Source organism: Herbaspirillum huttiense (assembly GCF_004367745.1).
GTDB lineage: Bacteria > Pseudomonadota > Gammaproteobacteria > Burkholderiales > Burkholderiaceae_D > Herbaspirillum > Herbaspirillum huttiense.
Genome location: NZ_CP037993.1, coordinates 5,474,447 through 5,486,634, shown reverse-complemented (window position 1 = coordinate 5,486,634; position 12,188 = coordinate 5,474,447). Strand labels below are relative to the sequence as shown.

The window sequence follows — 12,188 nt, the reverse complement described above, 5'->3', positions numbered from 1 at the left end:
AAGGAAAGCCGGGCAGGGATGATTTGCATGGACGTGTGGAATCCTCCGCCACGAACCGGCGGAAAAGGGTGGGTCAACAGGGTCGCACCGTCTTGCGCAGTCGCTGCAATACGGGACGTGACAAGCCATAAACGCTGTTGCGGCGCGCCTTTGCGCCGCATGGCGTGAGCCGTCATGGGGCTCCTCCTGCCGCTCCGCAGAGCGTGTCTCCAAATGTGGTTTGCCGTTCTCCCGTGCTGCCGGTGTGTCTCCACCGGTCGTCCACGACGGTCTGGTTTTCTAAGGTTTGCTGCTTTTGGTGCAAGCCCGCATTTGACTTCCTGCGGGCTGGGGATGGCTGATCGTTTCTGCACCGTGCCTGACGTTTTCTGCACCAACACCGTCTGGGCAGGGCGGGACAGGCCCTTCATGATACGCACCCGCCAAAGAAAAACGGCATGAAAATTTCATGCCGTTGATCCTGTTTATTTCATCTGCGGGAACGCGAATTCCGCACCGGCACTGGCCGTATTGGGCCAGCGCTGCATCACCGCCTTGGCCCGGGTGTAGAAGCGTACGCCTTCCGGTCCGTACATGTGATGGTCGCCGAAGAGACTGCGCTTCCAGCCGCCGAAGCTGCTGAAGGCCATCGGCACCGGCAGCGGCACGTTGACCCCCACCATGCCCACTTCGATCTGGCGCACGAATTCGCGCGCCACGCCGCCGTCACGGGTATAAACGGCCACGCCGTTGCCGTACTCGTGCGCATTGATCAGTTCGACTGCGCTGGCGATGTCCGGGCAGCGCAGCACGCACAGCACCGGTCCGAAGATCTCTTCCTTGTACACCGTCATCTCGGGCGTCACATGGTCGAGCAGGGTGCCGCCGACGAAGAAGCCCTTCTCGAAACCCGGGACCTGGTAGCCCCGGCCATCCACTACCAGCGTCGCGCCTTCTTCCACACCACGGCCGATGAGGCCTTCGATGCGTTCCTTGGCAGCCGCAGTCACCACCGGACCCATCTCGGCACCGGCGGCCATGCCTTCGTTGATCTTCAGATTGCGTGCGCGCTCGGCCAGTGCGGCCACCAGTTCATCACCGGCGCTGCCCACGGCCACCGCCACCGAGATCGCCATGCAGCGCTCGCCGGCCGAGCCGTAAGCCGCACCCATCAGGGCGTCCACGGCCAGCTGCATGTCGGCGTCGGGCATGACCACCATGTGGTTCTTGGCACCGCCCAGGGCTTGCACGCGCTTGCCCTTGGCCGAGCCACGGGCATAGATGTATTCGGCAATCGGGGTCGAGCCGACGAAGCTGATGGCCTTGACCTGCGGATGATCGAGCAGGGCATCGACCGTCACCTTGTCGCCCTGGATGACGTTGAAGACGCCATCGGGCAGGCCGGCTTCCTGCAGCAGGTCGGCGATCAGCAGCGCAGCCGACGGGTCGCGCTCGGAGGGCTTCAACACGAAGCAGTTGCCACAGGCAATGGCGATGGGGAACATCCACATCGGCACCATGGCCGGGAAGTTGAACGGCGTGATGCCGGCTACCACGCCCAGCGCCTGGCGCATCGACCAGGCGTCGATGCCACGGGCGATCTGGTCGGTGTATTCCCCCTTGAGCATCTGCGGGATGCCGGCGGCAAACTCGACGATCTCGATGCCGCGCGCCACTTCACCCTGGGCATCCGAGAAGGTCTTGCCGTGCTCGCGCACGATGATGCGGGCGAAGTCGTCGGCGCGCTGCTGGATCAGGTGCAGGAAACGGAACAGCACGCGCGCGCGGGTCAGCGGCGGGGTGTTGGACCAGGCCGGGAAGGCGGCCACACCGGCCTTCACCGCCGCATCGACCTCGTCGGTGGTGCCCAGTGCAACCTGCGCCACCGGCACGCCCTGGGCCGGGTTGAAGACATCGGCGTAGCGCCCGCTTTGGGTATCGACGCGCTTGCCGCCGATGTAGTGTGCAATCTTTTCCATGAATCTTTCTTGCGTCATTGCTTGGGTGAAGGGGATCAGGCCAGGGTCTTGAGGATGGCCGACAGCTTGCCGAACAGTTCGTCGATCTGCTGCTTGTTGATGATCAGCGGCGGCGACAGGGCGATGATGTCGCCGGTGACGCGAATCAGGATGCCGTCATTGAAGGCGCGCACGAAGGCGTCATAGGCGCGGGCACCGACGCGGCCGGGAATGGAGGACAGCTCGATGCCGGCGATGAGGCCGATGGTGCGCACGTCGATCACATGCGGCAGGCCGCGCAGGGCATGCGCCGCTTCCTGGAAATAGTCCGATACGGCTTGCGCATTCTCCAGCACGCCTTCGGTCTGGAACACCTCCAGCGAGGCCAGGCCGGCGGCGCAGGCCAGCGGGTGGCCGGAGTAGGTGTAGCCGTGGAACAGCTCGATGCCGTCCGGACCGTTCATGAAGGCGTCGTGGATCTCCTTCTTCACGAACACTGCGCCCATCGGCACCACCCCGTTGGTGAGGCCCTTGGCGGTGGTGAAGATATCCGGTTCCACATCGAAGTAGTCGGACGCAAAGGGCGTCCCCAGGCGGCCGAAGCCGGTGATGACTTCATCGAAGATCAACAGGATGCCGTGCTTGGTGCAGATTTCGCGCAGGCGCTTCAGGTAGCCCTTGGGCGGGATCAGCACGCCGGTGGAGCCGGCCACCGGTTCCACGATCACGGCGGCGATGTTGGAGGCGTCGTGCAGGGTGACCAGGCGTTCCAGCTCATCGGCCAGGTGCGCGCCGTATTCCGGCTCGCCCTTGGTGAAGGCGTTCTTTTCCAGGTTGTGGGTGTGCGGCAGGTGGTCCACGCCCGGCAGCAGCGCGGTGCTGAAGGTCTTGCGGTTGCCGCCGATGCCGCCCACCGACATGCCGCCGAAGCCCACGCCGTGATAGCCGCGCTCGCGGCCGATCAGGCGGGTGCGGGTGGCGTTGCCTTTGGCGCGGTGATAGGCCAGGGCGATTTTCAGCGCCGTATCGACCGCTTCCGAGCCGGAGCCGGTATAGAACACGTTGGCGAAGCGATTGCCGGTATAGGCCTTGAGGCGCTCGGCCAGTTCGAAGGCGCTCGGGTGGCCGAGCTGGAAGGAAGGCGCGTAGTCCAGCGTGGCCACGGACTTCTGCACGGCCGACACGATCTTGGGATGGGCGTGGCCCAGCGGCACGCACCACAGGCCTGCGGTGCCGTCCAGGATGGCGTTGCCGGCATCGTCGCGATAGTGCATGCCTTCGGCGGACACCAGCATGCGCGGCGCGGCCTTGAAGTTGCGGTTGGCAGTGAAGGGCATCCAGTAGGCCGACAGGCCGGAGGGATGCGTTTGGTCTTGGCTGGACATGGCAGGCACCGTGAAAAAGGGAAATTTCTGGAAAAAACCGGGAGTGCTTGATTATTGCCAGACAGCGCTCGTATTGTTAGCTACACTTTTGATTTTCGCTGGAAACTGTATTGGTCTGTTGGGCAAACTGTATTGCTCCATTCGGTGAGAAGCATGTGCTGCGGTCACGCTGGCCGGTCCTTTGATATCCCCGTATTCACTGGGGATTCAGCCTGATTCAGGGAATTTGCAAGCAGCACTACAGTGACCAATACAGTTTAGTATTTCCGCTTACACTTTGGCTGTCGGGAGCAATGCAGTCACTCGCCAGCCGGATACACTCTCAGAAAGAACGACATGGCCAAGCCCGCCAGCGCGCCGCTGCAACTGGATTTGAAACGCAAGACAGCCGCCCGCTTGGTGGAGCAGGTGACCGATGGCCTGGCTGGCCTGATCGAGTCGGGCGAATTGCGCTCCGGCGAGCGCCTGCCCTCGGTGCGCCAGTTCGCGCAGCATCACGACATCGGCTCTTCCACCGTGGTGGAGGCTTATGAGCAGCTGGTGGCGCGCGGCATGCTGCAGGCCCGGCGCGGGGCGGGGTTCTTCGTGGCCGCGCGGGCCGGGCAATCCGGGGCACGTGCGGTGTTCGTGCCGCCCGAGCCGGTGATCGACTCGGCCTGGCTGCTTTCGGAAATGTTTGCCGATGAACGCGTGCCCATCAAGGCCGGCTGCGGCTGGCTGCCCGGCAAGTGGCTCAACGACGAAGGCCTGCACCAGGCCGAGCGCCGCATCATCCGCTCGCCCGGTGCACAGCAGGTCGGCTATGGCCATCCCTATGGCTATGCTCCGCTGCGCCAGCTCATCACGCAGTTCCTCGGCCACTGGGCAATGGAGCTGGGTATCGAGCAGGTGCTGACCACGCACGGGGCCACGCAGGCGCTGGACCTGATCATCCGCACCATGACCCAGCCGGGCGATACGGTGATGATCGATGATCCCGGCTATTGCAACCTGATTGCGATGCTGCGTCTGGCGGGCTTGAACGTGATCGGCGTGCCGCGTACGCCTGGCGGGGTGGACACGGACATGCTGGAGACGCTGGCGCGCCTGCATCATCCCAAGATGTTCTTCACCACCAGCGTGCTGCAGAACCCGACCGGCACGTCCTACACGCCGGCCTGCGCCATGCGCGTGCTGCAGACGGCCGAGCGCTATGGGTTCTGGGTGGTGGAGGACGACATCTTCCGCGAACTGGGGCAGGCCACCGATCCCATGCTGGCTGCGCTGGATGGACTGCAGCGGGTGATTTACGTGGGCAGTTATTCCAAGACCATCGCGCCTTCGTTGCGGGTGGGCTACATCGCCTGCCAGCGTGAACTGGCGCGGCAGATCGTGCATACCAAGATGGTGTTGACGCTGACCAATTCGGAGATCAACGAGCGGCTGGTGCACAACGTGCTCACCGAAGGCCATCATCGGCGCCATGTGCAGACGCTCAATGCGACGCTGCTCAATGCCCAGTCCACCCTGAATGCCAAGCTCACCGAGGTGGGCCTGACGCCCTTCACGGCGGCGCGTGGCGGCATGTTCAGCTGGGCCACCATCGAGGGCTGCGAACTGTCAGCGCGCGAGATCGCGGACCGGGCGCGGCAGAAGGGCATCTGGCTGGCACCGGGGGATTTCTTCCACCTGTCGGCACCGCATAAGACCAGCTTCCGCTTCAATGTGGGGTATGCGGATGTGCCGGAGTTGTTTGATTTTTTGCGGGGGTTGTAAGACCTGGCTGCTGAGGATGCAAACAGATAAACGATCAGACAAGGAAAACATTTGGCTTACGAACTTCATCTCCAACGACAATCATCTCCACTGACCATTGCGGAGTGGCGTGCGGCAGTGAGTCAACTGGATAGTGTCAGGCTTGCTGACGGCGAGGGGAGTGTGGTGAATCCTTCCACCGGGGAACGCATTGCCTTGGCCCATCAGGAAGGTAACGCAGAGATCCGTTTGGCCTCGGGCGAATGGGTGCCATGCTTCCGGTTCGCGCGTGGCCAGATTTCATTCAAGGCCACGGCCGATATTGGGTCGGAATCAGACCCCACACATATCGCGGCCTCCGAGCTTGCTGCGATTCTGGAGGCCGAGATTGTCGGCGACGAAGGTGAAATCTACCGTTGGTGAAAGGGGCGCAATCGATGCAAATAAACGCGATTCGCTTCTGGAAATGCTGAACGCACTTTACCAGCGGCAAGAGCACATCGGCAGCGCCGAGAAACGCGCTGGGGCAGCCTCAGGGAGATGATGCGCCGGGCTTGGGCCGCAGCACCCACCCCGTGGCCCCCACGATCAGCAAGCCACCCATCCAGCCCTGCAGGGACATCTGTTCCTTCATCCACACCACCGCGATGAGCGCTCCCCACAGCGGCTCGCTGCCCATCAGCAGGGCCACCCGTGACGCACTGGTGCGTGCGGCCGCATGGTTCTGTACGAAGAAGGCCACGATGGTACACAGCAAGACCAGAAACGCCATCGCCCACCAGAAGGAGGCGCTGGCCGGAAGGGGCATCCAGCGCTGACCCGGCAGCACCGCCATGAGTACCAGCGATCCCGCCGTCATGACACCCATCTGCACCGCCGTCAGCGTGAGTGCGGGCAAGCCGAATCGCAGGCCCTGGCGGCGTGTCAGGCACACCATCACGCCGCGCAGCAGTGCGGCCAGCACCATCAGCGCGTCGCCCCAGCTCAGGTGCGAGAGCGTGATGCCATCCTGGAATGCCAGCAAGGCAGCGCCCACAAACGACAATGCGCACGCAATCAGCGCCGAACGCTCGGGCCGCTGGCCCAGCAGCAGCCACTCGCACCATGGTGTGAAGACGACGCACAGGCTGATCAGGAAGGCGGCATTGGAGGCCGTCGTCAACGAGACGCCGACAGTCTCGCAGATGAAGATGGCCAGCAGGACCATACCCAACACGAGCGCCCCCGCCAGCGATCTCTTCCACGCGGGAACGGAAGTGATGCTGCGCAAGGCAGGTGCCAGCAGGAGAAACGTCAGGCCAAACCGCAGCACCAGAAACTGCAGCACCGGCAATTGCTCCGTGGCGATCTTCGCGGCGCTGTAGCTGCCGCCCCAGATCACGGCGACCAGCAGCAGCGCCCATTCAACAGGATGGAGTCGCAGCAGGGTTGGCGGACGGGCGGGGGCGTGCAGCAGGGAGGTCTTGTTCATGAGGTCTCATCGTGGCGTTGGGCGGAGCTGGTGTATTGTCTTGGGACCGATGAGACCTGACTAGCCAGGAACGAAGAACAGGAGTTGTGCCGCATGAGAACAAATGAGTTGGCCGAGGTACTGCATGAGCTGGTCACGTTCGTGCAAGTGGTGGACGCCGGCAGTTTTTCGGCAGCGGCCCGTCTGCAGGGCATGACGCCCTCGGCCGTGAGCCGCCAGGTGGCCCGTCTGGAAAAGATGATGGGCGTGGCGCTGTTCCAGCGCACCACCCGCCAGTTGCGCCTGACCGAAGCCGGACTGGACGTGCTGGAGCACGGACGCAAGATGGTGGCCGCCGCACGCGCCACCATGCTGGCGGCCGAAGGCCATGCCGGCACGCCCAGGGGGCTGGTCAGGATGAGCGCCCCCAAGGCCGTCTCACGCCATCTGCTGCAGCCGGTGCTGCTGCAATTCCTGGCCCGCTATCCGGACGTGGATGTGCATCTGATGGTGGTGGACCGGCTGGTCGATCCGCTGCGTGAAGGTGTCGACCTGGTCATCCGCCTGACCGATACGCCGCCGCCAGGGATGGTGGCGCGGCCATTGCTGCCGGTCAGCCAGTGCCTGCTGGCGAGCCCGGATTATCTTGCAAGCCGTGGCGCGATCCATCACCCGGAAGACCTGATGAGCCATAGTTGCCTCACGCTGGGGGAGGAGGAACGCGATAATCGCTGGCGTTTCCTTTCCGGCACCCAGGCGGCAGAGATCATCGTGACTGGACGATGTGCGGTCAATCACAGCGAAATGCGGCTGGCGGCCATTGAAGCGGGCCTGGGCGTGGGGTGTGTGCCGGACTTCGTGGCCAGGGAGTCCCTGGCGGCCGGGCGTGTCGTCCGCCTTTTGCCGGAGTGGACTGTCGATAGCAACTATCAGGGCGTGGCCTATTTGCTCTTTCCGGCGTCGCGCCATATCGCGCCCAAGATGCGGGTGCTCATTGATTATTTGGTGGAGGCGTTGCAGGCGCGCGCCACGGACCAGGAGACGGCTTGAATGGACACCGCGATCCTGCTCCGGACATCTCGCCTGACCCTGAGTTCACCGTCGCATCAGGATGCGCCGGAATTGCTTGCCTACTATGTGCGCAACAGACTCCACCTGAAACCGTGGGAGCCGGAAAGATCCGGCAGCTTCTTTACCCTGGACAGCATGGAAAAACGTATCCACGACATGGCCTGCGCAATGGACGCCGGACAGGCATTGCACCTGGTCCTGCTCGACAACGCGACCGGTGCCATGGTGGGCGAGTGCGGATTCACCAATATCGTCCGCGGCCCGTTCCAGGCCTGCCATCTCGGCTTTTCGCTCGATCACGCAGCGCAAGGCCGGGGCCTGATGCAGGAAGCCCTGTCGCAGGCCATCGGCCATGTCTTTTCGCGGCTTGGCCTGCATCGCATCATGGCCAACACGCGCACCGAGAACAGGCGCAGCCAGGCCCTGCTGCAGCGCCTGGGATTCCAGCAGGAAGGGCGTGCGCGTGACTATCTGAAGATTGATGGCCAATGGCGGGATCATGTCCTGCATTCTCTGATCAATCCGGCGGACGCGGTGGCTCCTGTCGAGTCGCTGTCGAGTTGATGCGCCAATACGTTCGATGACGCGATATAGCATCGTCTTGCGCCACGAAAGTTCTAACCTGGCTTGGCCGACCATGCTTGCTCCAGTCCGATTTTCGATAAGATGACGGCCATCCATTTTCGCAGACCCCAAGTTCTGGTCGTTCCAGAGGAGTGTCGACATGCTTAATCGGGATCAAGAGGAAATTGAAGCCTGTCCCAAATGCGGTACCCATGACCAGGTCCGCAATAAAGCCATCCTGATCGGTCGTGCAAGTCCAGCGATCCTGTTTGCAGAAGAGCGGGCGGGATATCGACGCAGAGATCAACTCGCGGTGGATGAGTGCGATCCGGAGAAGATCGCTGAGGCACCGTTGGAGCAATTTTTGGATGGTTACTATTGCGCTGTCTGCGATCTCGGGTTCGTTCCTGATATTCGTCTTATGCCAAGGATTTCAACCATGACGTTTTCTGCACCAAGCCCCATCCGCGCAGTCGTCTTCGATTTCGGCGGCGTGCTCTTCGACTGGAACCCGCAGCACCTGTATCAGCAGCTGATCGCGGACGAGCAGGAGCGCAACCATTTCCTCACGCACATCTGTTCGCCCGACTGGAACGTACAGCAGGACGGTGGCCGCACGCTGGCGGAAGGGACGGCGGATCTGGTCCGGCAGCATCCTGAATACGAAGCACTGATCCGTGCCTTCTACGGTCGCTGGACCGAGATGCTGCGCGGTCCGTTGCCGGAGGGCGTAGCGCTCTTGCGCGAACTGCATGCGCAGCAGGTGCCGGTATTCGGCCTCACCAACTGGTCGTCGGAAACCTATCCGCATGCGCGCGACCACCACGATTTCATGCAGCTGTTCCGCGATATCGTGGTCTCGGGCGAGGAGCGCTGCATCAAGCCCGAGCCGCGCATCTACCAGATCGCATTGGAGCGCTATGCACGTCACCTGCCGGGCCTCAAGCCCGAAGAGCTGGTCTTCATCGATGATGTGAAAAAGAATATCGATGGGTGCCGGGCGCTGGGATGGCAGGGCATTCATCACGTGGATGTGACTGCTACACGGGCTGCATTGCGTGCGCTTGGGGTACCGTGCGAGGCCTGATCCGCCGGTCAGGAAAACCGATGTCTCACCGTCGCCTCCTTAATGTCCCCCGTCATCGTCAACAAGAACTGGCCGCCCGTTTTGCGTGGTTGCCTCGTGTTCATGAAAATAAGAAAGACCCGCAAGTCCAGGTGATCTCGGTGTCAGTCTTCGACCATTGGCTCTCGCCAGAAGAAGCTTGCCAGTTGCTGGAGGCGGTCCCTCCCGACGAGCGCAAGCGCAGGGATGCGCTCATGGAAAGCTTCTGCAAGAGGATGATCGCCGAGACGGAGGTGCTGTCGTACGCGTTGCGGGGACGAAAAAAGGACAGGCTCGTTTTTCGCACTTTCAATTCACGCCATGCGCTGACGGCCTACTGCAGGCCGAACGGAGGCTCGTCACTGGGACATCGTGAATGGCATGTCGTGCTTCCGGAGCTGGCGTGCGCATTTCTTGAAAGCTGGGATGACACCTGCCACTTCTTTTTCGTGTCCCCGGGCATAGAGGAAAAGGCGATGCATTGGGCCGCTCAAAGCGGGGTGCACATCCTGACTCACGCAAGCGTGCGCGCGGATGTGTTGGTATAACCCGTTCAGTCGCAGCGCCCCGTCTCCAAGTCACACTGGGCCGGCTGGTTTTGGGCTGCGGTTGCGGAGGGAGCGGCACTGGAGGCTGCAGCCGTTTCTTCACGCAGAAACTTTACCCACTCTTCCGGCTGCCCCAGCCAGCGCCCGGTATCAAGCACTTCCAGGGTATCGCCCCGCTGCAGCACGAAGGTCGGGAAGCCCCGGCCCCCGACATAGTTGAGCAATTCACGGCTGGCCTCGATGTGATTGGCCAGCTCTTCCTGTTCGACCCGCTGCAGTTCGGAGGCAAATGTCTCAGCGTCGATCCCGAGAGTATGCGCCAGTTCAGTCAGCGTCGCCACTTCCGAGATGCGCCGCCCTTGCTGGTAATGCGCACGCTGGATCGCTGCCAGCATGTCCAGTCCTGCGGCGTCGCCCTTGAGCGCCTGTACCGCCAGCACGGCCGCAATCGGCGGGGCCGAGTCGAAGACCGCTTCGGTATCGCGCAGCAAGCCATTGAAGTAGGGTTCGCCAAACGCCTGTCCGGTCATCTGCGCGATGCGCTGATCGTGCGGCATCACGTAATCGCGCAGTTGCGCATCCACGCGTCGACGGTTGCGGCCGGCCAACATGCCGCCGCCGTGCGCCTGCACCGGCAGCACTGCGCGGGCCGCCGCCACCAGCGGCGCGGCACCGTAGCACCAGCCGCACAGCGGATCGTGGATGTAGTGAAGCACGGTGTCGTGCGGGGCGGCGGGGGTGGTCATGATGCGTTTTCCTCTTGAATGAATCGGCACAGGGCCTGACGTTTTCTGCACCGTCAGGCCCGGCAAGCGTAGTGGATCAGTAGCCTACCGTGAAACGGGCACGCACGTGCTTCGGCTGTTCCAGCTCGTCCAGCAGGGCCACGGCGTAGTCCTCGTAGGAGATCCAGCTCTTGCCATCGGCACCGACCAGCAGTGCATCCTGGCCCAGGCGGAACTGGCCGGTACGCTCGCCGGCGATGAACAGCGCCGAGGGCGACAGGAAGGTCCACTCCAGCTCGGTCTCTCCACGCAGGGCATTGAGGAAGTCACGGCCACCGGACGCCTCGGGCATGTATTCAACCGGGAACTCCGGGGTATCGATGAGCGCCTTGCCCGGTGCGATCTCCAGGCTGCCGGCACCGCCGACCACGGCCAGGCGCTTGACGCCGGCTGCCTTCAGGGCCGGCAGGAGGTCGTCCGCACCGAAGGCAGTAAAGCGGCCACTGGAGACGACCACGTCCGCGCCCTTGATGGCGGTGGCCAGGGCAGCTGCGTCCTTGACGTCAGCCGAGACGGCAGTCACGCCGGTGCGCTGGGCGATCTTGCCGGCGTCGCGGGCAATGGCGATGAGGTTGTGGCCGCGGCGCAGGGCTTCGTCCACGATGCGGGTGCCGACGTTGCCGGAGGCGCCGATGAGTGCGATTTTCATGGTGTTTCCTTTCTGATGGAGAGGGAGGACAAACAGCTTCGGATCAATGCAGTTCAGATCAGGGCCACTTCATTTCGCCCTTGATGACCTTGGCGGAGAGCTCCAGCGAGCTGGTATCGCCCAGGTCAGGATAACGCTGCTTCATGGCGGCAATCAGGGCATTGCCGTCGGCGGCCTTGGCGGCTTCCTGGTCGAAGGCATTCAGGTAGTCGCGGGTGAAACGCACCGAGGCGATATCCAGCGGCGCACCGGCGGCATAGTGGCCGGGCACGACGATGGCCGGCTTGAGCTTCTCGATGCGGCCCAGCGTGCCGAGCCAGTCCAGGCGCGACTTCATGCTTTGCGTATCGGCCACCCATACGTGGATGTTGCCGGCCACCACCACGCCGCCAACCACGGCCTTGAGCGAGGGAATCCAGACGAAGCTGCGATCCGGCTGCGGCCCGTCCAGGCCGACGATTTCCAGCTTGCGGCCTTCCAGCATCAGCGTCTTGCCCTTGAGCACTTCCGGCGTGATGGTGGCGCGGGGCGCGTTGTCACCCAGCTTGGGGCCCCAGTAGGCCAGTTTGCCGGCAGCCGTTTCCTTGATGTGTTCCACGGTCGGCGAGGAGGCCACGATCTTTGCGTCCGGATAGGCGGCGTGCAGGGCTTCCAGGCCGAAGTAGTAATCCGGGTCGCCGTGGCTGATGTAGATGGTGGTCAGCTTCTTGCCGCTGGCGCGGATCTTGTCCACGACCTGCTGCGCTTCACGCTGGCCGAATTGCGCATCGACCAGGATCGCTTCGCGCTCACCCGTGACCAGCACCGAGCTGACCGGGAAGATGGCTTCTTTGCCGGGATTGTAGATGTCGAGCTTGAGCGGGGCGGCGGCTTGGACGGCCGCGCCCGAGAAGGCCAGCAGGCCGGTGGCAGCGATGGCCAGAAGGGGACGCAGCAGGCGAAGGGTGGAAAACATGGCGA

12 protein-coding genes are annotated in these 12,188 nt (G+C 63.1%); 6 read left to right on the top strand and 6 right to left on the bottom strand.

Annotated features, from left to right (window positions below; all coding sequences use genetic code 11):
• Positions 1-464: 464 nt before the first annotated feature.
• Together E2K99_RS24495 and aptA are read right to left on the bottom strand one after the other, a co-directional pair.
• Positions 465-1,958 (bottom strand): CoA-acylating methylmalonate-semialdehyde dehydrogenase, encoded by a 1,494-nt coding sequence (locus E2K99_RS24495; protein ID WP_134223892.1) that lies wholly within the window; start codon positions 1,956-1,958, stop codon positions 465-467.
• A gap of 35 nt (positions 1,959-1,993) precedes the next feature.
• Positions 1,994-3,322, bottom strand: coding sequence for an omega-aminotransferase AptA (gene aptA / locus E2K99_RS24490; protein WP_039782985.1), 1,329 nt, complete (start codon positions 3,320-3,322; stop codon positions 1,994-1,996).
• Between the two features lie 336 nt (positions 3,323-3,658).
• Here aptA and E2K99_RS24485 point away from each other — a divergent pair, with 336 nt between their 5' ends.
• Positions 3,659-5,077 (top strand): aminotransferase-like domain-containing protein, encoded by a 1,419-nt coding sequence (locus E2K99_RS24485; protein ID WP_134223891.1) that lies wholly within the window; start codon positions 3,659-3,661, stop codon positions 5,075-5,077.
• Between the two features lie 51 nt (positions 5,078-5,128).
• Positions 5,129-5,479 (top strand): hypothetical protein, encoded by a 351-nt coding sequence (locus tag E2K99_RS24480; RefSeq protein ID WP_134223890.1) that lies wholly within the window; start codon positions 5,129-5,131, stop codon positions 5,477-5,479.
• A 109-nt stretch (positions 5,480-5,588) separates the two neighbouring features.
• On the opposite strand, the gene E2K99_RS24475 is transcribed toward E2K99_RS24480, so the two are convergent.
• On the bottom strand, positions 5,589-6,527 hold the full coding sequence (locus tag E2K99_RS24475; RefSeq protein WP_134223889.1) for a DMT family transporter: 939 nt from the start codon (positions 6,525-6,527) through the stop codon (positions 5,589-5,591).
• Between the two features lie 93 nt (positions 6,528-6,620).
• Between E2K99_RS24475 and E2K99_RS24470 the strand changes: the two genes are divergently transcribed.
• From E2K99_RS24470 to E2K99_RS24455, 4 genes are all read left to right on the top strand, one after another.
• Positions 6,621-7,556: a LysR family transcriptional regulator gene (locus E2K99_RS24470; RefSeq protein WP_205703730.1), complete on the top strand. Its 936-nt coding sequence runs from the start codon at positions 6,621-6,623 to the stop codon at positions 7,554-7,556.
• Positions 7,557-8,141 (top strand): GNAT family N-acetyltransferase, encoded by a 585-nt coding sequence (locus E2K99_RS24465; protein WP_134223888.1) that lies wholly within the window; start codon positions 7,557-7,559, stop codon positions 8,139-8,141.
• Between the two features lie 439 nt (positions 8,142-8,580).
• Positions 8,581-9,228 carry an HAD family hydrolase gene (locus E2K99_RS24460; protein WP_134224235.1) on the top strand — a complete coding sequence of 216 codons (648 nt, stop codon included), beginning with the start codon at positions 8,581-8,583 and terminating at the stop codon, positions 9,226-9,228.
• Between the two features lie 20 nt (positions 9,229-9,248).
• Positions 9,249-9,794: a hypothetical protein gene (locus tag E2K99_RS24455; protein ID WP_134223887.1), complete on the top strand. Its 546-nt coding sequence runs from the start codon at positions 9,249-9,251 to the stop codon at positions 9,792-9,794.
• A 5-nt stretch (positions 9,795-9,799) separates the two neighbouring features.
• Here E2K99_RS24455 and E2K99_RS24450 read toward each other — a convergent pair whose 3' ends face one another.
• The 3 genes from E2K99_RS24450 to E2K99_RS24440 form a co-directional block, all read right to left on the bottom strand.
• Positions 9,800-10,540: a DsbA family protein gene (locus E2K99_RS24450; protein WP_134223886.1), complete on the bottom strand. Its 741-nt coding sequence runs from the start codon at positions 10,538-10,540 to the stop codon at positions 9,800-9,802.
• A gap of 76 nt (positions 10,541-10,616) precedes the next feature.
• The gene (locus E2K99_RS24445; RefSeq protein WP_134223885.1) at positions 10,617-11,228 is read right to left on the bottom strand and encodes an NAD(P)-dependent oxidoreductase; all 612 of its coding nucleotides are present in this window, start codon (positions 11,226-11,228) and stop codon (positions 10,617-10,619) included.
• Between the two features lie 58 nt (positions 11,229-11,286).
• The gene (locus E2K99_RS24440; protein ID WP_134223884.1) at positions 11,287-12,183 is read right to left on the bottom strand and encodes an MBL fold metallo-hydrolase; all 897 of its coding nucleotides are present in this window, start codon (positions 12,181-12,183) and stop codon (positions 11,287-11,289) included.
• Between the last annotated feature and the right edge of the window lie 5 nt (positions 12,184-12,188).